The 25,861-nt window shown below is 27.6% G+C and carries 14 protein-coding genes, 1 tRNA gene and 1 other RNA gene; 1 reads left to right on the top strand and 15 read right to left on the bottom strand.

From position 1 onward, the window contains the following. Positions 1 to 3 precede the first annotated feature (3 nt). Positions 4 to 1,059, top strand: a complete 1,056-nt coding sequence (locus ACR82Z_RS03615; protein ID WP_435128925.1) for a hypothetical protein — start codon at positions 4 to 6, stop codon at positions 1,057 to 1,059. Positions 1,060 to 1,091: 32 nt separating this feature from the next. On the opposite strand, the gene ssrA is transcribed toward ACR82Z_RS03615, so the two are convergent. The 15 genes from ssrA to ACR82Z_RS03540 form a co-directional block, all read right to left on the bottom strand. Beyond that, positions 1,092 to 1,469, bottom strand: a transfer-messenger RNA (tmRNA) gene (gene ssrA / locus ACR82Z_RS03610). Beyond that, positions 1,460 to 1,906, bottom strand: a complete 447-nt coding sequence (gene smpB, locus ACR82Z_RS03605; RefSeq protein WP_435128922.1) for an SsrA-binding protein — start codon at positions 1,904 to 1,906, stop codon at positions 1,460 to 1,462. The genes ssrA and smpB overlap by 10 nt, the downstream gene beginning before the upstream one ends. Before the next feature lie 609 nt (positions 1,907 to 2,515). Beyond that, entirely contained in the window at positions 2,516 to 3,226 is a 711-nt protein-coding gene (locus ACR82Z_RS03600) for a hypothetical protein (RefSeq protein WP_435128919.1), read from the bottom strand. Positions 3,227 to 3,751: 525 nt separating this feature from the next. Beyond that, a complete protein-coding gene (locus tag ACR82Z_RS03595) occupies positions 3,752 to 3,874 on the bottom strand; it encodes a hypothetical protein (RefSeq protein WP_435128362.1) in 123 nt (40 codons plus the stop codon). Between the two features lie 115 nt (positions 3,875 to 3,989). After that, positions 3,990 to 4,718 carry a hypothetical protein gene (locus ACR82Z_RS03590; protein ID WP_435128916.1) on the bottom strand — a complete coding sequence of 243 codons (729 nt, stop codon included), beginning with the start codon at positions 4,716 to 4,718 and terminating at the stop codon, positions 3,990 to 3,992. A gap of 2 nt (positions 4,719 to 4,720) precedes the next feature. Beyond that, positions 4,721 to 6,127 (bottom strand): hypothetical protein, encoded by a 1,407-nt coding sequence (locus ACR82Z_RS03585; RefSeq protein WP_435128913.1) that lies wholly within the window; start codon positions 6,125 to 6,127, stop codon positions 4,721 to 4,723. A gap of 111 nt (positions 6,128 to 6,238) precedes the next feature. Then, the gene (locus ACR82Z_RS03580; protein ID WP_435128911.1) at positions 6,239 to 6,895 is read right to left on the bottom strand and encodes a hypothetical protein; all 657 of its coding nucleotides are present in this window, start codon (positions 6,893 to 6,895) and stop codon (positions 6,239 to 6,241) included. A gap of 300 nt (positions 6,896 to 7,195) precedes the next feature. Further along, complete coding sequence (locus tag ACR82Z_RS03575; protein WP_435128908.1) at positions 7,196 to 17,221, bottom strand: SGNH/GDSL hydrolase family protein; 10,026 nt, start codon at positions 17,219 to 17,221, stop codon at positions 7,196 to 7,198. 180 nt (positions 17,222 to 17,401) lie between these two features. After that, a tRNA-Leu gene (locus tag ACR82Z_RS03570) sits at positions 17,402 to 17,486 on the bottom strand. A 69-nt stretch (positions 17,487 to 17,555) separates the two neighbouring features. Further along, the gene (locus ACR82Z_RS03565) at positions 17,556 to 17,819 is read right to left on the bottom strand and encodes an HPr family phosphocarrier protein (protein ID WP_435128905.1); all 264 of its coding nucleotides are present in this window, start codon (positions 17,817 to 17,819) and stop codon (positions 17,556 to 17,558) included. Positions 17,820 to 18,073: 254 nt separating this feature from the next. After that, complete coding sequence (locus ACR82Z_RS03560; protein WP_435128902.1) at positions 18,074 to 19,396, bottom strand: ABC transporter ATP-binding protein; 1,323 nt, start codon at positions 19,394 to 19,396, stop codon at positions 18,074 to 18,076. Continuing rightward, positions 19,389 to 20,696 (bottom strand): ABC transporter ATP-binding protein, encoded by a 1,308-nt coding sequence (locus tag ACR82Z_RS03555; protein ID WP_435128899.1) that lies wholly within the window; start codon positions 20,694 to 20,696, stop codon positions 19,389 to 19,391. The genes ACR82Z_RS03560 and ACR82Z_RS03555 overlap by 8 nt, the downstream gene beginning before the upstream one ends. Positions 20,697 to 20,704: 8 nt before the next feature. Next, entirely contained in the window at positions 20,705 to 21,757 is a 1,053-nt protein-coding gene (locus tag ACR82Z_RS03550; RefSeq protein ID WP_435128896.1) for an ABC transporter permease, read from the bottom strand. Beyond that, positions 21,758 to 22,813: an ABC transporter permease gene (locus ACR82Z_RS03545; protein WP_435128893.1), complete on the bottom strand. Its 1,056-nt coding sequence runs from the start codon at positions 22,811 to 22,813 to the stop codon at positions 21,758 to 21,760. Continuing rightward, a complete protein-coding gene (locus tag ACR82Z_RS03540) occupies positions 22,814 to 25,855 on the bottom strand; it encodes an ABC transporter substrate-binding protein (protein ID WP_435128890.1) in 3,042 nt (1,013 codons plus the stop codon). It abuts the gene before it with no gap. Positions 25,856 to 25,861 lie beyond the last annotated feature (6 nt).

Raw genomic sequence — 25,861 nt, 5'->3', positions numbered from 1 at the left:
TCTATGAAAATAATAAGACTTATAAAATATTCAATTTCATCATTTATACCTGTTATAGCCATTACAACAAGTTGTTCTAAGGTAGAAAGCAAAAAAGAAGAACCTAAAAACCTGGATATTTCATATGATTATGATATTTTTACTGTTCCATATCAATATACAAACTTTATCAATAAGTTAGAAGCACTAGATGCAAATGATTATGATTTTGTGATAATAAAAACAAGTAAAATCGGTATCACAAAGAAGTTTACAAGACAAGAATTTATCAAGCTACAAGCAAAAATTAAGTCAAACACTTTAAAATTTAATCTAGATACTAAATCAGAAACATTGCTTACATTAGATGCAAACAATGATAAAGAACTTAAATCAATTGAAAAAGAATTACAAAAGTTTTTTAATAACTATTATGTGGATATTAATTGATTTGAGGACACATTAAAAAATATGATTCATGATGCAGGTGGCGGAATTAGTGGTAGAATTTCATATCAAAAAGCAGCTCAAAACAATAAACTCAATGAATATAACGAAGTTGTAAGCGAAATAAAAAACTTCTTCATTAAAAATGCCAATATCAAACTTGCCGATGATTTGCAAATAACAGAAATTAATCAAAATATCAAACCAAATTATTCGCTAGAAATTAAACTTAAAACAAGCGAGAAAAACTACGAATCAAATGTTATTAAAATTGACTTTTCAAAACCTAAAAAAGATTGAAACGATGCAAGAATTACAGATGAAAATTTAAGAAACACAATAACTAAGAAAATGAAAATTGCTATAAATGACTATTTTGATAGAAATGAAAATGCAAAAAACTTTATAAAATTCATTAAACTATTAATTTTAATCGATGACAGAGGGATCATTACATCAAAAATTAGTAACTCTCTTTCGGAATTTGTTTGAGAAATGGTTTCTAAACTTCCTTTTATTAAATATGTTCCTTTCTTTTTGATATATAAGTTAGAATTGATAACAAATAGTTTTGTAAATAGATTCATAAATATTGCAATTGCATCACTGAAAAATAAAATCGCAGCAGGGTAAATACTCTGCTTTTTTTTAAAAGGACAAAAAAATGGTGGAAGCAACGGGAATCGAACCCGTGTCCACACATAAATATAATTCATACTTCTACAGTTTAGTTTGTTTTATTAATCAAATTATTTAAAACAAACAAAATAAATAACTTGATTTTAGCTTATTTAAGATTATTTATGCTAACTAATAACCCGATCCTTGTAAACCTTGTTTAATAGTCCAGGAAAACTAAAAACAACTTGCTCGCTAATTCTTATGCGAAAGCAAAATTTGATTGTGTTGCAAAGAACACTGGTGAAACTTCTGGAGTTTCTGTTTTATTATCTTTTCCGTTTAAAAAAGCCTAGTAGAAATTATAGTCTTCCACACTACTGCGATACAAATTTACCTATATATGTCGAAACCATTATGCCCCCAAATAAGTTTTTAAAGTTTTTTGTAACCTTTTTTCAACTTCTTTTTTGGCTATTCTTTCACGTTTGTCATACTTTTTCAACCCTTTAGCAACTGCAATTTCAACTTTTATCTTTGATACTTTGTTAAAATAAATTTTTAAGGGAATAAGTGTAACCTGTTGAGTATCCAAAATATGTTTTAACTTACGAATTTCACTTTTATGCATTAATAACTTACGGATTCGGGTTGGTTCACATTTTACTTGCATATATTCTTTAAAAAATGCTTCACTTAAATATATTTCATTTTTATAAATTGAACCATAAGCAACATCAATACTTACAGAATTAGCACGGGCTGACTTAACCTCTCATCCTTGTAGTTGAATGCCTGCTTCATATTTATCTAAAATTTCATAATCTCGATGCGCTTGCTTATTATTTGCAATAATTTTCATAAGTTAATATATTATACAATTTTATTCGAATCATATAAAATGAGAATCTGTTTTTCTGAAATATTATTCAAAACTTTACATAGTTACAATGTATAAAAATTATATAGCATAAAGCAGGATTAATCACTTTTTACCAGTTTTTTTAATACCATAAAAAAGTCTAATTTAAGATTTTTCTGTTTACTTTTTATAATAAAACACCTTTATATAAAAATATAAAAAACAAAATCTGAAAAAGTGAACTTGTAGCAAATAAAATATTTGCGTATCTGCCACAGATATAAAGTTTTTTGTTTCTTTTTTTCAAAAAGAAAATTCCCATACTATTTTGCTATGTAGGCGGGGTTAGAGGTGGTAAAAGTGAGAAACCCTTAAAAACATTTGTATGTGTATGTTTTAAATGATTTTCCTGTAAGGAAAAATCCCAGATACTGCTTGTGGTAAAATATTCATAAATTTTGTTTGTTTGATTTTATAAATTTGTGATGTTATCGAGTTTTTTACGAGCATCTTCGAGTTCATCGAGTATTTGTTGCAATATTTTTATTTCATCAATTTGTATATTTATCAGATGAAGCAATTTTTCTAATTTTTAAATCAAGTAATTTATTAAAGGAGAAACCACTCGAAAGAAGTCTTGATATGATTTGTACTTCTTTTACCCCTAATGACAAGCGTTTTTCAGAATGCTATTTTCTCATAATGAGTCATATCTTTTGTAGATATCGGTTTTGCTTCATATCTTTTATTTTTGGTTCTAAAATATAATTTTTCGTCTGTTCCTATGACAAATTTTATATCTGTGCTGCTATTAATTTTAATTCTTTTGTCATTTTCATAGGGTGCATAATTTACATTATTATAAGTTACTGCAGCAGCATTAATTTTTCTTTTTATCTCTAAATCAAAGTAATTTTCTAGGTATTCTTTATGTGGTTGTCTAAAGAAATTACTTTGTGGATTTTGTATAACACTTTTTCTTGTAATATTTAAATAATTCATTAATTCACCTATATTTTGGTTCAATTCTTCAATTGTTTTATAATTGTGGTCTTTTATTCAACTTGGAATTCTCTTTTGTGCAAAATCTCAAAAACGTTCAATATGTGGTTTTCCGTTTGATTCAGAAGTGGTTATAAATTCTATTCCTAAATCTCTTACGGCATTATATGTAGAAGCATTTGATTCAGCAGAATTATAAAAATTCTTTCTGTTATCTGTAATAATCATTTGTGGAATTCCATAATTATTTATCATTTTTTCAATATTTGATTGATGTCCATTTAATGATTCTGCTTTTTTCTCAAAATGTAATGACAAAATTAAACCTGTTGCTACATCAATGGAACCAATTAATGTTATTTCTTTATTATTTAAGAATTTGTGTGAGCATCCATCTATTTCTACCCTTTGACCAAATGAGAAATTTCGTCTTTGTTCGGTTCTAATTACTTCTTTTTCTTAGGTTTTTTAAAAACCATATTATCAAAAAGATATTCCTTATTCGTTAATTTTGCATACTTTACATATTTTTTGCAGAATTTTTCTTACTTTTATAAGCAAAAGCAGATGTAACACCTAATTTTATTAGTCTTTTATGAAATTGAGAGTAAGATATATTCGAGTTTATTTTTTCATTATATAAAAACAAACTCAAATATGAATCTGTTGAACTCTTCCCGTCGCTGAGTGAGGAGTTTTTTATTATTATAATCTTCTGCTAATTTCTTTATCTCTTCATTTGAGTATTTTCAGGCATGAATGTTATCTCTATTCTTATGAAGAACAAATTTTTTAATAAACTTCTTCTCCCTTTTGTACTAATTTTCTTATATTTAATAACAGTTACGAGAGATTTTCCGATTTTTTTGCTAAACTCTGTATTGTTAAATCACTAAATTGCATTACTGTTTGTAAATTTATCAGTCTTGTTTTTTCGAAATTAGATAATTCAAAGTTATTGTTCATTATTAAATCCTTACAAAATTATATACTATAGTAATTAGTAAAATTTTGTTTAATAATTCACGAATCATATAAAATGAGAATCTGTTTTTTATAAACCTTTATACATAATAATTTCTTAATTATTAAAATTTACATAGTCAAAATATAGTCCGTGATAATATGCCACATGTTCTTTTCTAAATGATTCGTGCATTTTATAAATAAAGAATGCATATACATCCTGTGCATCTGTTTTAAAAGTTTTCTTAAAATAAGAAACTCTTAATAAGCGAACTTTATCGTCAAAAAATCATCTTGGGATATATATATAATTATTTGGTTTCAATCCGTTATTAAAATATACTGATGCATCTAATAGTGGTTGGTCTTCTATAACTATTGCTTGTTTAACACGCAGTTCAAAATGTCTAAGTGACTTTTTACTAAATAAAAAACCTTTAATATAAACATAGAATACAAACATAAATGCACTATAAGGAATAACTAACATACTTAAAAATTGAAATATTCAAATACCGGAAGATCCACCTTCTTTTTGATAAAGCACCATATTAGTAATATAATAAATGAAAATCACAATTAAGAGAAAACTTGTAATTGAAACAATATATAAAAGTTCTTTATAGATTTTATATATATATTTTTGTATTTTATTTCAACCATTAATAAAAGTAATGTGATATTCATTTGATTTTATTTTTATATCACGTTTATAAACATCTTCTATAATAAAACAAGGATATTGATATCTTATAATATACAATAAAATAAAAGTTGGCATCAAAATTAAGAGAATAAAACCCGCCATACCACCATTAATTCCTAAATAAAACTCTAATGGCATTTTTACCCTAAATTATCTATTTTTGTATGATTAGGTAATTTTCTTATGTAAAATTGTTTGGTTTTTGGGTTATAAACTTTCTTAAGATTTCATAATCATAGTTGTATGTCAGATTTTTTCAGCATTTCATCTATATTCAGAACTTGCCCAGTGCTTAGGTTTTTAAAAACTAAATTTTTTCCTCCTACTCCACCGTTACTATAAAGATCAGTTTGTAGTGTCTCTTTTATAACAACTCATTCAACTTTCTTAATCTCATCAATTTCTTTTGAGATAGCAATTAATTTTGATTCAATACTAGATAAAAAATTATTTATTTTAACTGCTACATCGTTTGTTTGTTTTATTTCGTTAGCATTAGTATATATATCGAGTCCGTCTAAGGCTAGTGATGGTATATGAATAAAAAGTGATTTGAGAAGTTTTGCGCTCCCTTCGATAGCGAATTTAAAAAAATGACCTTCCTTATAATTCTTTGCTGCTGAAAATATGTTAAGTGCGTATCCATCAATTACATTACGTGCATATCCATAACCATCATATACACTTTCACCAAGATTTTGTTTTGATGGTTTAAATATCTTTTGTAATTGCTTCATATTATTTAAATATACATCTCTTTGTGTTCTTATATTTGAGATTGCAATACTTAGACCAATTGATGCAGTCGTTGAAACTACTGTCCCGATGAAGCCTCAGCCCAAGCTAAAAAAACCTATTATTGTACTTATTACAGAAGCAACTGACATACTTACTTGTGCTGCTAATAATTTTTTTAGTGTACTATTTAAATAAACAAGATTATCATTTATATCTTTATAAATCGAATTTAATTGTTTTACTTGCTTTTCTAATTCAAAAAAGTGAATAGTTAATTTTTTTGAATTTTCTTGTTGGTTGTTAATATTTATTTGATAACCTTTTTCTCCATCTAAAACAATTTGCTGAATTTCTTGACTTGATCTATTTCTTCTTTTATAGTCTTCATATTTACTTCTTAAATCCGATTTGAAATTATTCAAGTCTTTTTTAAGTTTCTTTTTAAATTCTACGAATCCTTTATTATTAATATAATCACTTAATCTACTTGCTTGTTGATTTGTAATTAACTTCCTTTGTTTATATATATTTATAAAGTTTTCAGATATTTGCTTAAAGTTTGAAAAAGTAATTTCTGTTGTTGCTTTTGTTACAGTTTTACTTTTAGAAACAATGCTTTCGGTAAGATTATCTAAAATTTTATTGTTATCTTTGAATAAATCATTTGTAAGCAAATCGTCATTTATAAAATCTAATACAACTCTTTTTTCTTCATTTTGAACTTCTAATTTAACATTATGTGTTGGAACACCAGCAATACCACCCAAACCAGAAATTGGATCACCTAAATCAAATAGTAATTTTTTCATATTTTCCTTTCTTATTCTCAATTTTATATTTCTATTTTATTAAAAAATAGTTATTTTTTAATAAAAACGATTATTTTAAATATTTAGAATCCAAAAACAATCAACTAGATATTAATTATATAACCCTTTCTTATTTATTCATTCATTTTTTAAATATAAAAATTGTTTATATAAATCTATATATATAAGGTTCCCGTTATGAACTTCTTTAAAATGATAACCTCAAGCAAAAAAATAATTCATAGCAATTATTTCATGTTTTTTACTTGAATAGCCTATTAAATATTCATAATTTAGCAAAACCTTCTTCTCACTTTCATAATCAATATGATAAATAGGTTTATTTTTAAAATAGTTGGTTTCAGTAATTCCATTTAAAAAGTACTCTTCTTGATGAAATTCAAATTTTTCTATTAAATTTTCTATTATTACTTTAGATTTTCTGAGTGCCTTGGTATATAATTTCAAAAACTTAAAAGTAACAATAAAATATATTACATATATAATATCTATCATCCTTATATAATTTAAATTTATAATTTCAGAATCTTTCATTTCAAATATATTATATTTTATTGCAATTTGTAAAGATATTTCTAATATTAATATAGCAAAAATTAATGATATTACAATACCAATACCAATTTTTCGCTGTGTTTCACTATTTTTAAGAAATATTTTTGCACCTTCTTTAAATAAAATATTAGTGTTTTTTGCAGATTCTAATCTAGACAGTATAGTAATTTTATTAGTTACAAAATTAGTCATATTGTGCCTTATAAAACTTACAATACATAGTCAAGTACTTGGTGCAGCGGAAAAAATAAAACTAAAAATAGTTACCATAATAAATATAAAAGAAGCTCAATCCATAAATATATTTCCTTATTACTTTATTTTATCAAATATTGCTATTTATTGGAAAATATCAAAAACTAATCCATATTACCTTATAAATAAACATAGGAAAAAATTAGCATAAATAGTTATTAATCTTTTTGCCATCATTATCCACTCTCATAAGTATATAAAAATACTAGTCATAGCTAGTATTTTTATATAGTATTCTTATCTTTTTAACGAACCACGAGCAATGGCTTCTTCTAAAACTTGTCGCATCAATTTACCAGTATGACGATCTTTTTGGGTAGGAGAATCATAGTAAATATAGGCTAATAATTGATCACTTCAATAATTTTTTATGTTTGTGGTATATGACCTATTTCCTAACACGAATTCTTTATTAAATCCACCACCTCTAGCCATTCCCATTGCAACCTTTTTATCTGTTGTAAGTTTATTAAAAATATCTTTATGTCTAGGATCATTAATTGCTTTTTCAAAACCTGACCATAAACCACCCATAAAGTAACCTTCAACATCTAAACCTGCAACATTTCAGAAAGGTTCACCTGTTACACCTGCTCCCGTATGGATAAATCATAAGATAAATGCTGAAAGTCTAAATAATAGTCTGAATTCATCATTTTTATAAAAGTCTTTACCTATTTTATATTGATTTTTGCTTAGTTTTACAATCATTTGACGATATATAGGTGCAAAAATTGAACCTAGTAAATCCGAAACTTTATCTCCGTTCCTGAATATCTCTGTTATTCCACCATATACTACTCCATATGGTGCTGGCACATCTTTTTTAGCATTTGGTGAGCTTGGTTTATTCGATGAACTCGATGCATTCAAATTACTTACAGGTTTCTTTTTAAGTATCAATGTATCAATAAAATGATAAATTCCACCTCTTTTGTGTATATCACTGGTTTCAAATAAGGAATTTAAAAAACGGACATAATTTTCATCACCAATCGAATTTGCGATAAATGCAATTAAATTAGCTTGACTACCCATTTTACCTATATCAATGTTTTTATGATCATTAGTTAATATCATGTATAAAGCACCATCTAAAAAAGCACGTTTTATATAAGCAAAATTATCTTTATTTTTACTTAATTGTATTTTTTTAATGTTTTCATATATGTTATTAACTATTAAAGGTAATTCAGGACGTTTTACTAATGCTTTCATAAGGTTACTTATCACATTTTGGTATAAAGTTAGATGCTTGTTTTCAGTAAGATTAAATCCTACATTACGAAGTTTGGCAATCATCACTTGTGCAAGTCCTTTAGCAATTCTTGGATCAGGGTTAGATAATGTTTCCTTAACTCATGCAGTAAATTTAGATTTAAAGTCTTTTGAATTAGGTGATTTAAATAAGATGTTTATTGCTCCAAATCAATCATCAGCAGTTTGATAATCATTTCCACGATCAACAAAATCACCTATGACCATATTAATAATATCACGGATATTTTTGTTTTGTAAAGCTAAAATAATTGTGTCATTAATTACACTTGGATCATTAAAAACTCCGTCTTCAACTAAAACCTTAGAAAGGTTAAGATCGTGAATTACTTTAGTTATTTTAGTCTTATCATCTAACAGGTTTGATACTAAATTTACCAATAACTCCTTAGCACCGGTTTTATGCTGTGTAATAACTTGATCATTAATAACTTTTTTAATAAATGGAAAATCAGTAACTTTTATCGTTTGTAGTGCATTAGCAATAAATTTCGATTTAAATCCATTAAAATCATTAACTTGTTTAATGGTTTGTACCATTGAATCAGCAAGGTTATCAAATACACCAATTCGATTAAACATATTGCCAAAATCATTTGCGAATGCTTCGATAAAGTCATTAATATTAGTTGATTTCTTAACATTTAAAAATGATACTGCTTTTTCAATCACTGATTTAATTGCTGTTTTAGTTGCAGCTGATGATAGACCATCTAAAGCAAGTTTTTTAATTGAATTTTTAAACTCACTTTCATTTGCTGCTACTGAAATATATTTTTTAAACACATCGAAAAAAGTGTTTGAATAAGCAAATGTATTTACATTATTTATGTAGTATTTAGCAATATTTGTAATTAATGTTTTTAATGTATCTACTTTTAAAGCAGAATTAATTAAATTAGTAAATTCGCTTTGTGATAAAAATCCATTTGTAATAAATGCTTGTGTTTTTGCATCAAAAGAATTTCAAATAAATCCACCAAAATCAACTTTCTGTATTGCTAATTTAACTATATTTTCAACTAAAATAATAAAATCATTTTTGTTTTGTTGAACACCATTTTCTCGAACTACATCGTTAAGTAAATCAATAATTTTTGCTTCATAATCCTGAGATGAAATAAATAACTTGAAACTTTCTATTAATTTATTTAACACACTATTAAAATCAAAATTAAGTCCGCTTCTTGCTACCTCATCAACTGATGAATCAATTAATAAATCTGTAACAGGAACATAATGATTAACTTCTTTAATTGCACCTAATAAAGCTTTTACTAAGTCTTCTTTATGTGATACATTAGTTAATAATGCGGCAAAGTCTGAGTGCTCAAGTTTATGAATAGCAAATTTAGCAATAAAGTTCTTGATATCATCATTTTTATAAAATAGAGATATTAATTTCTTACCAATAGTTTTTAATGAATTTTTAAAATCATCATTATTGAATATATTTTTAATTAATTCAGAAAGATTATGTGAGTTTTTAATAACATCATATCTACTTATAACATTATCTAATAAAGTTGCTATTCTTGATTTAATTTCATTATTTTTTAACAAACTTTTAATTACTTTTTTAAGTAACTCTACATCAATGCCATTGCTTGTATATGAATTTGGGTTCTTGAAAATATAAGCAAACATTTGATCGACAAATGCATCATTTTCACTTATTGAGTTATATAAAGCAACACCAATTTGTACTACTGTATTTTTATGATTTTTAATATTTTCGAATGTTTGTAATGCCACAATTAAAACATTATCATTAAATACAAACAATTTTGGTATTTCAACTTTTAATTTTGCTGCATATGCTGCAAATGAATCAGTTGATGCAAATGTATCAGTTAATAAGTTAATTAAGGGTTGATATACATTAATTTTTTGTAAAAATGGAATTATTGAAGAAATTAAATTATGAATTAATGAAATCTTATTAATACCAGCAAGATTTAAACCTAATTGATTTATTCATTTATCTAAAACACTTGCTAATATATTTGAAACCGTTGTGTTGGTTAATATATTTTGCAATCCACTTGCAAAACTTGTTTTAACAAAATTTGCTATATTGGTATTTTGTAGTAAATTCTTAATTAAAGCAAAAGGGTTGTTTAAATATGTTATTCAATCGGTATTTTTAATCAATTCAGGTACAAATGTCTGTATTGCTTGAGTTGATAATGTATTGTTTAATACCACTTTTGCAAGTTGTTTAATATCATCTTTTGAAATAATCGATAGTATTTGTTGGTTATTAATCGAATCGATTGCAGAATTGATAAATTTATCAAAATATCCATTATTTTTTAAATGAATTAACAGTTGTGTAACAACCTTAATAAAGGATTCTTTATGTGTGGCAATAACGTTTGTAGCAAGTAGTGAATCTACATATTGCTTAGGATTTTTAAATACTTTTTCAGTAATAATTTGTGATATTTGATTAGGTATTTGAGCAATTTTTACTAATACATCATCAGTACTTGAAGCAGCTTGTTGCAAAGTTTCAAATACTTTTTCGATAATAGGATCAATTAATCCAATGTGATGCACAACATCTTTGATATTACTTACAAAAGCACGAATAAATACTTCATTTTCTGTTACATTTACACCATTTTGAACAAGTAAATTCTTAATGAGTTCATAAAGCGAATTATTGATATCAGAATTTTGTAATAAATCATCAATAAATGCTTTTAAATCAACTTTTATAGAATTTATATCTATAACTGTTAATAATTTTTTAAATAAATCATTATATGAAGTAACATTTTCAAATTCGTTAATATGTTCAATTAATTTACTAAATGTTGCATTAATTAAATTGTGAAAATGAATGTTCTTCAACATTGCTTTAGCAACATCTGAAAGTTGACTTAATCCGATAAAGTTTTGAATCTGTGTTTTTGTAGCAGTTGGTAAATTATTTATCAATTCATCAACAAAACTTCCATCACCTAATTTTGTAATTATATTAGTTATAATAGTGATAATATCGGTTTTATTTTCAGTAAATAATCCAGATTTAATTACTGCTTTTAATAACTTAATAATATTTTCTTCTTGCTTATTATCCTTGTTTAAACGAGCTTTAAATCCATTTAAAATCGCATTAGCAATACTTGTAAAATTAAAGTTTAATCCGTTGTTTTGCAACGATGCATAAATTACTTCAAAAGTCAATTCACTTATATCAAGTTGACTATCAACTATATCGTATATCTTGATGATGTTTTCAGCGAGTTTATTTTTATCATTTACCCCTTTTAAATATGGTTGCAACACTTCCTTATTTAAAAGTGATATTACAAGTGATTTTAGTTTTTCTTTAACAGATGCTTTTGAAACAAATTCTTTGATTAAAGCTACTACTTTTTCTTTAATAGAATCTTTTAATCCAGTAATATTAAAAATTGCTTTAACTAACTGATTATATGAATCTGCTGCTTTTAATGATGAAATATGATCAATAGCACTATCACCAAGTGATTTAATGATTTCTTTAGTTTTTGAATCTTTAAGTATAGTTTTAATCAAATCTCTTAAAGCACCCTTTGTAAATCCTAGGGTAGTTTCTACTGAATCAACCGAGATTTTTTCTGCTAATGCTTGTGTATTAGCATCTGTTCAATATTTATCTAATAATTTGTTAAAAATTTGTTTTAGTCAATTGTGCTGATTTTGCACAAATTCTGAATTTAACAATACTTTGACAAATGCATAATTATTTAAATCAATTGCTGATAATAATTTATTTGTAAATAAACTAATTAATTCATTTGTATTAGTTGTTTTATTAATTTCTGCTACTGGTATAGCAAGTATTTTATCAATAATTGAAACATTACTATCGAGGTTATTAATAGCCTTAAGTGATGGGTTTAATTGATTTAATTGTTCATCACTTAATTTTTGCGATGCATCTATAATCTGATTTGAAACTAATGCATTATTTATGATATCCTTAAAGATTAAAATGTTGTTAACAAGACTATTAAAGATATAGTTAGCAACCGTTGCTGTATATGCTGGATATTTTTTAACTGCATCTGAGTTATAAAGTTTTTTAACTAAATTATGTAAGTTTTCAATAACTTTGGTTTGCAACTGTGATGCTAATGAAGTTTTTAAAGTTGCTACTCTTTGATCAAAAGTTGATTCAGAATTATCAAAGAATGTTTTTAAGTTAATTGCAACTAAGTCAATAATTCCTAATTCTTTTGCTCATGAATATGCTTCTTTGATAAAAATATTTAAAAACTGATGAGTTTGTGGATTATTATAAATTTCAACAAAGTTAAATTTTATAACATTCGATAGAATGGTATTAATATTTGATACCAAGCTATCATCATTTAAAATTTCATCGATTCAAGTTGTTAAACTAGTTTTTAGTTGTTCTCCATTAATAGATTTAACAACAAGATTTAATAAATCTTTGATACTGTTTATTGATTTAAGATTTTGGATGTTATCTAAAATATTATCAACAATTCCTTTAAATAAATTTTTAGTAGATTCTTTATTTAAAAATGAATAAATAATTTGATCACTTATTTGTTCTGATGCATATTTATTAACTTCTGCTAATGTTGCTTGTGGAAGTAAATTTAAAATTTTTGAACCTAAATGTTCATCTGTTTTAAAATGGTCATATACATTAACAAAGATTTGCTTTAAATCATTTTTATGACTTGAAATGAAATTATCTGGCAACCCTTTAATTAAGGTAATAACTTTTTGAGAAATCACATTTGAACTAAACTCGGATGCTATTTCATTTGCAAATAAATTAAGTATCTTTATAGGATTAGTATTTCTTGATTTTTGATATAAATCCAATGCTTTAAATAAATGTTCTACAACTTTTAAATTATCAAATTGTGATAATAAATAGTCTAATAAATCAGAAATAAGTTGGTTTTTATTAGTAGTATGTGCAAAGATTCATAAATTACCTATTTTTTCACTAATAATGTTTGCTAATAACTTCTTCAATGTAGCATCGGTTTTATATTCATTAATGATGTTGGTAATCGATTCTTTGTTTGAACTTATAAAGTTAGTGTCTTTTAAAAATAGATTAATTATGTCTATTCAACTATTTGCATTAACAAACTCTTGAGAGTGATCTATGATAAATGCTGCAAAATTGGTAAATATAGAGTTAAACGCAGTGTTTTTGATTATCTTATCAAACAAAGTCTTTGATTCTGTCTTATTAAGTCCTAAAACACTCTCTGGAAGCATTTTTTCAAGTGCTGCTAAAGCATATTGATCTTTAAATTTAGCAAAAACTTTATTAATCAACTCTTTTAATAATTCTTTATTTGTAGTAAATAAAGGGGTATTTAATAAAAGTTTATATAAATCAAGATCGCTAAAGTCAAATAATGATATTAATTGCGGTAGTTTTGCTAATAATGAATCTACATCATCGGCTGTTGTAACAAGTTCAATAACTTTTTCAATTAAAGGATTTAATTTATTTAATGACTTAATCACGCTTAAAGCACTTGGATAAACAGAATTAAAAACAGGTAAAAACTTTTGATCAAGACCAAAACCATTTGCATTTGCAACTTCATAAATTATCTTAGCAGTTGTTTTGGTTAGGTCATTATTATTAATTACATCTAAGAGAATCTCTTTAATTTCTTTATTTATAACTTCTTTAACTTTTGGCTCTTTTAAAAGAATTGAAACAAGTTCTTTTGGTGATGCTAGTTTATCAAGTAAATCAGGATTCTTTAAAACACTTTCTAAAAGCGCAACTACTAACTTCATTGTTTGTGGACGATTTATAACATTTAAAGTTAATTGTAAAATTTCATTTTTATCAACATATTTTGCTATTTGTGGTTTATCAAGCAAGTTGCTTAATAATGATGTTATACCATCTAAAAGCACACCTGATTCTTGTAATGAATTTAAAACGACAGCAGCGGTATTTAACACACCATTTGGATTATCTTTAATTCATTTTTGATTCAATAAATCCTTAATTTGAGTAATTGTGTTAGTAGTGTATTTGTTTTTAATGATTGCAAAAATTGCATCCGGGATTTGAGCAAGAATTTTTATTGGTTCATTCGATATTTTAACTGCCTTAAGTTTATCAATAAATGCATCAATAATCGGATTGATAAGTTGTTGTTTTTGGATATATGGGATGATATTTTGTGAAAAATCACTTATAAACTTGATATTATCTGAATTCTTAATATCTATCCCAAATGTAGCAAGCGATGTATACATTACATCATTAATGATTTGTGGTAATTCATTATTAGTTAAAATATTATTAATAATTGCACTTAGTTGAGATTTAAGATTATCAACTGGTAAATGCTGCATTGCATTAGCAATTAAATCATTTAGACTTTGCGCTTTATTATATTCAGCAGTATTATTTAAAATCGCATCTAAGGTTGCTTTTAAAATATCAAGTATTTGTGGTTGACTAAATACTAAATTAATTAACTTATCAAGTGATTTAGTTGGGATATATTTTGCAACCGAACTATTAGCAAAATGGTTGGATACAGATTTTGAAATCCCTTTTAATGTATTTAAATCTAAGGCATTACTGATAATTTGTTTTATAAATGCTTTATGATGCTGCAATAAATCAGAATTTAAAATTATTTTAATAAAATTAAGTAATTTTGGTTCATTTTGCGATCCAATAAATTCTGTTGTAATTAAAGATCTTAATGCTACTGAAAATAAATCACCGATACGGTTGTATCCGTAATATGGAAAACTATTCAATGTATATGAGGTAAATTTATCAATTAGTTGTTGGTTATCATTAAGTTGTTTTAATAATTTAATTAAATCATTTATAACAACATTTACTTCATCAGATGTGATATTTGCTGTTAAATTATTTTCTTTTAAAAAGTTATAAAGAAATTCTGAAGCAACTGCTTGTAGTTTAGGACTAGTTAAAAACTCGAATAATAAGGCATTAAGATGACTAGAAATGCGAGTATTGATTTGTGGATCTTTTAGTATATTTGAAAACACATCAGATAAATTTGAAACATCTGTAAAGTTATCTGGATGTAAAGCATATGAATCTGCAAATGCTGAAACTAGTTCTTTAAGATGCTCAGAATTTAAAACAGAATCAAGTATTGATGAAATATCAGATTCTTTAACATTATATTTTTTAATTGGTGCTAAAATCGCATTCATTACAGCAGATTTTACATTTGGTCCGAATACCTTAATTGCATTATTTAAAATGGTTTTTAAAGCATCAGCAAACTCTGTTTGATACTCTTTAACCATATCACTTGAAGCAACAGCAGAAATTACTATAGCAAGGTTATCTATATTTAAAATAGAGTATTTAAATGCTGCAGAAACATTATCTAAGGTAAGTTGATTTTGTTCTTGATATTCTTGTAGTTGAGTTTGCAAGTTATATAAAATTCTTTGTAAAGTATTTGAACGAAGTAAAGATTCAACTAATGAGTCCTTAGCAAATTTACCACTAGCAACTTTTTTATTAAACAACTTCGCTAACTTACGCTCTGGATCTAAAACATTATAAATAGAGTTATTAGTTAAAAAATCAAACGCTTCGCGAGTTAGATAAGAAAAAGTTTCAGTTAGTTCTGCAATGCGATTTCCAAAATTATATATATCTCTTTTGTCATCAATTTCTTGTTCATAATTATTTTCTACATCTAAATATGAAGCAGTGTTTGGTCCAAAAAGTTGTGAATTAGGAATAATAGGTTGGATTTGGTATGTTGCACTATTGGCATCAAAATCCAAATATTCTTGTGAAAAATCATACCCTTTATAATCATTAATATTTAGTGATGGATTAGTGATTTTTAAATATATATCCATTGCCATTTTTTTGTATCCAAAAGTATTTGGATGGATATCGAAAAAGATAGTAGATAATTCGGAAGCATGTTTATTTCAATAATCATTATTAACAGGTTGGATAAAGTTAATTTTATTAATAATCGCAGTCTCTCGAATTCCTTTGTTTAAAACATTTACCAAGATATCAAGTGGTGAAAAATCTAAACTTCCACCAAACAATTTTGCTACATATTCCTTAATCACATTGGCAATTGATAACATCGGAGTAGGATAACCGATAAAGTTTATATTAGCATTTGGAGCGAATTGTTTTAAATTTGCTACGAATGTTGTAAGTCTTTTTTGTGTTTCTCTTAACGCATTATTAAATAACTTGTTTATTAAAACAACTGCATCAGAAATAATTGCTTGACCTTTTAAATAATTTTTTATTAAGTTAGTTACATCATCAGTTGCTAAGTTTTGGAATAATAGAAACAAGATATCATTAGCAGATAATGAAAAAGTAACCAAGTTTGCATGTTGTAACTTGTCTTTTATTTGTTGAGCTTTTGCTTGTCAGTCATTTCCAAAAATACTTAATGTATCTTCATCCTTAACAAGTGAATCATCATAAGGGATTCCAAGTAACTTGATTCAATCAAGTAATCGAGAACCAGATACGGCAAAATTATTAAATGCTTTAACACGGTGGTTTTGATTTAACAAACGAGCTAAGTATGCAGGATATGAAACACCCGAAATACTTCCATCACTTTCTAATTGACCAGGATATGATTGTGGCAAGGTTCCATCAAATCCTTCAGTAATCGAATCACCAATCGCTACATAACGAATATCTTCATTAGCAGGAATAAAATGTTCTGATTTTTTACGTTTTACCTCATCAATATGGTCAAATTTTTGATCATCTAAAATATTTAAATTTGACAATGTGCTCTTAGGTGGTTGTACAGGTTGTTGTGGGAGTTGAGTATTAGGTATAAGAACTGGTTTTTGATAAAATTCCTTGCCTCCACGAGGTAATTCTTCAGAAGAACCTGGTGCCTTACATGCAACTGCAATAGTAGTAGCTGCTAATAAAAGGGTGGAACTTGTTATAAGAAACTTTCTTTTTTTCATACTTCCTTTCACTTCATTATATATTTTATATATAATGACTTTTTTATATAATACCACATTTATCCAAAAAAAAGAATGATTATTGGTCGCTAAATACAAGCAAAAAGCATACATATAAAGATTGAAAAGAAAATTCAATCCTTGTATGTATGCTCTTAATATAACTAATTTGATAAATTTTGGTGCCCAAGACAGGACTTGAACCTGCACGGATTACTCCACTAGATCCTTAGTCTAGCGTGTCTGCCAATTTCACCACTCGGGCTTTTTGTTTTTATATTTTAGCATATTTTTACAAAAAAGTTAAAAAAAATTAAAACGCAAAGCATTTTAATTAAATTAATTCGTTCTTTACAAATACATCATGAATGGCATCAAATGCTTCTTGTTCATCTTCGCCCATAACTTTAACAGTTACTTCTGCTCCACATTTAACACCTAAAGACATAATATTCATAATTGATTTTAAATTCGCTTCACGTCCACCTGATTGTAATTTAATATCAGATTTATATTTTGAAGCTACAGTTACAAGAATTGAAGTAGGACGTGCATGAAGTCCAATCGGATCAACTATTTTAGCTGTAAATTCTTTCATAATAGCCTTTCTTTATTTTATTAAATATTGCTACAAATGATAGCACGAAATGAATTTTATACTTTTTTTACTGTTTTTCACTAAAATAAAGTAATATTTTGTTAAATATTTATCATATTTGTGGAATAAATCGCATATTTTATGTGATTTGAACTTTTTCACCTTGTATATAGACATAAAAGTAATATAGTTATGAAAATAAAATGATTTATTTGTTTTCGATAAAAGCAAAAAAACCTTGCAAAACAAGGTTTTTAATATTTTCCTGCTTGTCAATCCGCAACTTCTTGAGCAGTTCCGAGCACAAAATGATCATCGTTTATTTTAATTCATTCAGGTTGGTTATTTTCATCATATTTATGCATATTGATATCATAAACATATCCAACCAAACTTCCTTTGCTTCCTTCAATTGAAGGAACTGCATCAAGCAAGCTTTTGGTATATGGATGCAATGAATGATTCATAATTTCTTCGGTTTTCCCTACTTCTAACAATCTTCCTTTATTCATAACAGCAATTCGATCAGAGATATATTCTACCATACGTAAATCATGTGCTATGAATAAAATTGTAAGTTGATACTTTTCTTTTAATTCATTGAAAATATTAACCACCTGCGCTTGTATAGACACATCAAGTGCTGAGATAGGTTCATCTGCAACCAATAGCTGCGGACGCAGTACAACAGCACGAGAGATACCAATTCTTTGTTGTTGTCCACCTGAAAATTCTAATGGATATCTACGCAATACTGATTCATCTAAACCAACAGATCTTAATATATCACGAACTAATAAACGCTTACATTCTTTTTCAGTATGTTTACTTAATTTATCACGTTCTGCTCTAAGTTCATCAAATAGTTTAGTTATATGTGGTTGATTTAATTTAATCACTTGGTTATATAAATCTACAAAGAATGCTTGATATGAAATATCTTCATTGGTTGCTATTTTAATATCTAATTCTTTTTCATAATTTCCAAAAAATTGTGGGTGGTTTTGCTGTGAAAACTCTTTATATAATTTTACTTTTGCTTCTTGATCATAGTTATACAAGAAAATTTCTTTTGCATTTTTGGTATTAGTTAAACCTTCTGAAACAATTGCTTCAACATTAGCATGTGGATTTAACGAGTTGGCCGGATCTTGAAAAATCATTTGAACTTTGTTGGTTAAAAAGTTTTCAATTGCTTTATATTCAGCAAGTTTTTTACCTACTTTGAACCCACGAGTAAGTTTTCTCGGTAAGGTTTTATCAAGTAGTTTAATTTCACCAAAGCTATAAGGAACCAATCCCACTAAAGCGCGACCGATGGTGCTTTTACCACTCCCTGATTCGCCAACAAGTCCTAAAACTTCACCTTTATAAATGTTTAAATTTAAATCACTGACTGCTCTAAATGCTTTAATTCCACTTCCATAAGTGATATCAACATTGCGCATAGTTACTAATTCACTTTCACCATGCTTTGGGCGTAGCATTTCTGCTACACCTTTAGTTTGAGTTCGTCAAACTTCTTTTTCACCAAATAAGAATCTTTTAACTTTATATAATGTTCTTTCGTTACTCATTTTCAGCTAAAAATTCCTTTCATAATCTTTGGATAAGTTCAGGTGGTTGGTATTTTGGAGCTTGTGGATCTAATAAAGCAGACTTAACACGGTGAGTCTCTGAAACATAATAAAAATCTGGTTCAATTTCAAAGTCACGCCCTAATGCATAATCATTTCTTACCGCAAAAGCATCACCTTTGATGTTATTTAAACTTGATGGTACACTTCCACGGATGGTTGATAAACGACTTCCTTTGTTAACATCGGGCATGCTAAGGATTAACCCCCATGTATATGGATGCTGTGGATAGTGTAAAATTTCATGTGCTGTTCCTTCTTCTATGATTTGTCCTGCATACATAATAGAAATGTAATCTGAAATCGATGCAACAACACCTAAATCATGGGTAATAAATACGATAGATAACTTTAATTTAGTTTGTAAATCTTTAATAACGTCTAAAACTAATGCTTGCACAGTTGGATCAAGGGCAGTGGTTGGTTCATCCATAACTAGAATTTTTGGTTCTAATGCAACTATTGCAGCAATAACTACCCGTTGCACCATACCACCAGACATTTCATGTGGATATAACTTCATAACTGCTTCAGGATCATTTATTTTAGTTAGTTTTAAAAACTCTACAGCACGATCATAAGCTTCTTTACGGGTTTTAACAACCTTATTTAACAGCATCCCTTCCATAATTTGTGTTCCTACTTTCATTGTAGGATTAAGTGTTGACATTGGGTTTTGGAATACAGCAGAAACTACACGACCACGATAATGTGAGCGCTCTCAATCGCGAAATGAGAATTTTTCAACATTATTGTTGTATAAAAGAATTTCTCCACCATCGATAACAGCATTATCACCAGTAAGTCCATATAGAAGTGATGTTATTACTGATTTTCCTGATCCTGATTCACCGATAATTGCATGAACTTTACCTTCATAAACTTGCAAGCTTGTTCCACGAAGCACAATATTTTTTTCTCCTGGACGAGCTGGGTTAGTAAAAGAAAGTTTAATATCTTTTATTTCTGCAGCAATTTTTAATTTACTTCCATCTTCAAAAGTTCGGTATTGTACATTTTTATAAAAATTATCTCAATTGAAATAAGAACGTTTGAAACGGGAAAATAAAGAAAATTTCTTTTGTTTTTTTGAAACTTGTTGTTCATAGGTTTTTGTATCAATGTTAGTTTGTTGATTTAAAGATTCTTGATTTTGGTTTTTTAAACTTAAATCATTAGTAGTTTTGTTAGTTTTTGTATCAAAACGTCTAAATCATCTACTATTTTGTTCTTTTCTCACAATAACCTCTATCTTTGACGTCTCAAGGCATCTTGGACGCTCGCTCCTATTAATTGCACACTAGTTGTAATTAAAATCAACATTGTTGATGGAACAAAAACATATCTTAAATAGGTAGGAAAGACCTTTTGACCTTCTGAAATAAGGTTACCTAAGGTTGGAACGTCATCAATTGCTAAACCAATGAAAGCTAATGATGTTTCTGAAAGCACTACCCCAGGAATTGTAAATACTAACTGAGTAATCAGTATTGGCAAGATAACAGGAACATAATTTTTAATAATTTTTCATGCTGGTGTACCTAAAACTCTCGAAGCTGCAACTCACTCAAAGTGTTTTGCACGCTTAACTTGAGCACGGATTTGGTTAGCCATTCCTGTTCATGATGTAAATGATAAAGAAAATACAATTACTCAGAAACTAGGACTAACAACAATAGTCATCAAAATCAAAATAATGATTGTTGGAACTACTGAAATAACCTTAATTATAAATGTCATCACACGATCAAAACGCTCATATTGACCCATTAAAATCCCAATGGTAAGCCCGATGATAACTTCGATAAATGTAACAACTAATGCTAATGCAATCGAGTATCGCAATCCGTGTCATAAACGTGCCCAAATGTCGCGACCAATTGAATCGGTTCCAAAAATATGATAAATTCCTGTTTGCTCGTCTGTTTGGTTAAATGTTAAGAACCTTGCATCAACATTGGATAAGTTTGGATCTTGTGTAGTAAATGGGATAATAAATGATAAAAGAATAATCACGACTAATAAAACAAAACCAAATACACCTGCAAAACTCTTTGAATAACGATATACAAATTCTTTAAATACCTTCGTTTCTGCACCCATATGTGCATCAGCATGGAAATCAAAAGTTTTACCTACTATTTTTCATGCTTGATATTGAAACGGTTGCAATATCATACTTGGAGCAGCATCCTTAGTTAGTTCATTTGTTGGACCAAGTTGTTGACGTTGCTTTAATTTAGTTAAATACTTTTTAAAAGAAGACACTAATTTAGATTCTTTTTTATCATTGAATGCCAATTATGCCCCCTTTCTACGCACTCTTGGATCTATAACTTCATATAAGATATCACGAGTTGCATAAGATAAAATAGTAAGTAAAGTAAACATTATAATTAAGAATAAAATCACATTATAGTCTTTTGTTTGAATTGCTTGTAGTAATGTTGCACCAGAACCAGAAATAAAGAAGATTTGCTCAATGAAGATACTTCCGATAAATGAACCGAAAATAACAGCAGGGAAGAATGTTGCGATTGGGAAGAGTGAAGGTTTAAGTGCATGTTTTCATACAAAACGGTTTTTTGATAATCCTTTTAAATATGCAAATTTAGCATGCACTGAGTTTAACTCACGATTTAATTCGGTACGAATATATTTGATATATACAATGATACTTCCAAGAGAAAGCGCTAATCCAGGTAGGATATATGTTAGGAAATTATGTTGAGCGAAGATATATGGTAAGTTAATTAAACGACCGATAAATACTAATATTAAAGCAAAAATAATCGAAGGAACCGATGAAAAAATACTTACTAACACAGTTGATACATTATCAACTATTCCGCCTGGGTTTTTACCAACTCATATTCCTACAGAAATTCCTATTACAACAGTTAATAATACTGAAAAAATTCCTACTAAAAATGATTTATAGAAGCGCTCTCAAATAAATGAATTTATTTCTTGTGCAGGAAATAATGATAATGATATACCAAAATCTCCGCGAAAGAGTCTTACTATATAGTGTCAGTATCTTATAATTAACGGCTGATCTAAACCGTATTTTGCTTCTATTGCTTTTTTTGCTGCATCATCTAAACCAGCTGTTAAAGTATTTGAACCAGGAACGGCATTAATTAAAAAGAATGTAATAGTAATAACAATTAATCCAATAATAAAGAATTCGGCAATAATCTTAAAAAATCTTCAAGAAGAAATTAATAAAGGTGAATTAATGTTAAATAATTTCTCAACAAATGTTGCATCTTTAGTTCTTTTGTTTGAAAAAACTATAAAGTTATCATCAACATAAGTAGTTTTGTTATTTTCTTTTGTTTTAGATCATTTCATCTATTTTGCCCTCCCTCTTGGTAATCCTGGTTTTGGTGGTCTAGTAAAATCATATGCATATTGCAGCGCAAATGTATAAAGACTATCTACACCACCTACTCTGGTTATTTCTCAGTTGGTATCAACTTCCATTAATGGTACAACAATCGATGCATCACGAATGACTTTTTCAAGTTCTCCGATGAAGATGTACACATATTCTTGGGTTCATTTTAATTTTGCCTCAGCATTTGTAAAGTTTCCGGTAAAGAATGCATTTATTCTATCAGTATAACTTTGCGAATCTTCTTGTGGACGAATGAAAGATAAATCAATAAATTTACGTCAAAAATCTATTTTTGTATCAATCTTTCCTAATGATCACTGAATATGTAAGCGATCTGCAGTAGCACGTGTAGCATCTGCTAATTTATCAATTCCCTCAAACATTAATAACAGTTCATTAAGAATTTTTTTCTTACGTCCTGCTTTAATATTCGGATTTTGAATTAGCATATATTCAATTAAATTTTTAATTAAACGGTCACTAAATATTCTTGATGTGTCTTTGTTTAATTTTTCAATTAATGGTTTAACTGCTTCTTCAAAAGCTGTTATATGATTCTTATCTCCTTTTTTAGCTTTTTCATATGCATCTTTTGCGCTTTGTGATGCATTAACTAAAGCTAAAAACGGAGTTTGTAATTTTGTTTCGATGTAGTTATCTACATCTAAATTGGTTGCTTGCACATATAATTGGCGAATGTAATCTGCATATGTGTAAGAACCTACTGGGTTTGTTTTAAAGGCAATACTTTTTTGGTTAAAACTATCTATTTCATCGGGTTTGAAGAATACTGCAACATAGTCTTGAGCACTATTTCCACCTAATCTATCATAGTTTTGATAGATAATGTCGTATTTTCCTTCTTCAATAAATGAAGCAAATGAGTTTTCAGGTAAACTCTTAATATCAATGTTTACAAAACCATCGAAAGTTCTACCTAATATTTCTTTTAAGTATGCACCTGCTTTCTTTTGTTCATCACTAGAGTTGTTTAAAAATTTTAATGTTACAGATTTTAATGCCTTGTGTCTTGCTTTAAAACGTTCAATATAAAATTGTGCTGTTTTTGGTGCATATGTTTGATCATAACGATGTGTTTTCTCAAAAGTATATCCTTTTGAAAGATGAGTTACAAAATCATAATTTTGTAATGGGAATTTTACTCCATCTTTTGCATCACTACTCATATCTGAAAAGTAGGTTTCGATATTTTTCCCATCATATGTTCGATATTGTCCATATGCTGTTCAGGTGTTTACTGGAAATGAAAAGTCTCATCCAACTACTTTAAGCAGGTTCTCACGATTTACTGCATAGAAAATTGCGTTTCTAAGGTCTTCATCTTGTATATAACTTTGTGCGTTTGTTTCGTTATCAAGGTTAAATCCAAAAGCAATTGTTCCATAACCTGTGTTTTTATTTAGATATTTTTTGTATTCAGGGTTAGCAAAATATTGTGTTATTTTTTCAGCCGGAATATAAGTTTGTGAAATATAACCATCTTCAAAGAATGTTGCATTAGTGTTTCTGTCAGTTGAAAAATAAATTTTTATTCGGTTTGAAATGGTGTTTTCTGCATCGAAATAATCTGGATTTTTTTCTAACAATAATGATCCCTGTGGACCTAAAATAACATTTTCAGGTTTCATCAAAAATGGCCCATTTGTTAAAAAGTGTTGTTTTTGTGATCCGAAGACATCGATTCCACCTGCAACTGTTTCAATATACTTACGATTTACAGGGAAAAGGTGGAAGAAAATAGTAAATAGCATATATGATAAACCTGGTGTCTTGTTCTCATCAAAAATCATTGTAAAAGTATTTAAATTATTTGCTAATGTCTCAATTGTAGGTTTAATTTTTCTTGCATCTTCATCAAATTTAAAATTTTGGTAAGGATTTGCATAAACATTTTTTACTAATGTGCGAACAAAAGTCTTAGTTTTATCTTTCGGATCCCTGAATGTAAAACTTTGTGATTCTTTTTCAATCTTGAAATTAGGATTTAAATCCATACTTTCATTAACTTGTTCGAGACTATAATCTAAATATAACTGACCTGTATAAAAACCAAAATCTAATGCAGCTTTTTTAATTGCTTCAACTTCTTTTGTATCAGCAGGTACATTATTTTTAGAAACTTGTGATTGTCACTCTTTATCACTTGGATCTTGAATGTAACTACCATCAGCTAATTTAATGTATTTTCTACGACCTCATGGATTTTTATATGGTACACCAAATTTATCAACATAGTCTTTTTGAGCAGCAACAAATTTTTCGGCCCCGCGAATTGAGTATTTTAATACAGAATCTAGTTTTTGTGATCCGGTATTAATATCCAAAATATATTCTAAATAATCGCGTAAATCTTGTGCTGTTGAAACATCTCCGTTACTTCAGCGATTTAATCCGTTGTTTAGAAATCCAGTTACTGCCATATAGTTGTTGCTGTTTTTTGGGTTAGGGAATGCATAAATACTTGCATTTCTTTGTGGATCACCGATTGTTGCACGTCCTAAACCACCAGTAATACCAAAGTCATGTAATCCGTATCAACTACCACGAACTCTACCAAAACCATCACTTTCTTCTAATTTATTTTTAAATTTGAAGAAATCATCAAAGTTTGAACTTGGTTCAGTTTTTTTATCTTCTGTTGTTTTAACAGTTCCATCGGTATCTACCATAACCATATTTAACGGACTTGTTTTAGTAATAGATTTTAAATCACTGTTTGGTCCACTTTTAAGAAATGAGTCGACTAATGAAGGTAATATTTTATCAACTGATTTATATTTTATATAGTTTAAGTTATTAATTGGTTCAGTTGCTAAACCAAGATCATAATCAATTACTGAATTTTGACTATGAACTTCATTTAGACTCTTTGTATTTGTTGTGTTATTTCCACTGGTGCTACACGCTATTGCTAGCAAGGATGCTGATGAAAGTGCAGCGGTTGTGGTAAATAAATATCATAACCTTTTTTTCAAATTAGC

This window comes from Mycoplasma sp. 6243 (assembly GCF_051200785.1).
Lineage (GTDB): Bacteria > Bacillota_I > Bacilli_A > Mycoplasmatales > Metamycoplasmataceae > Mycoplasmopsis.
The sequence above is the reverse complement of the archived record's forward strand: the minus strand, read 5'-3'. Positions and strand labels throughout refer to the sequence as shown.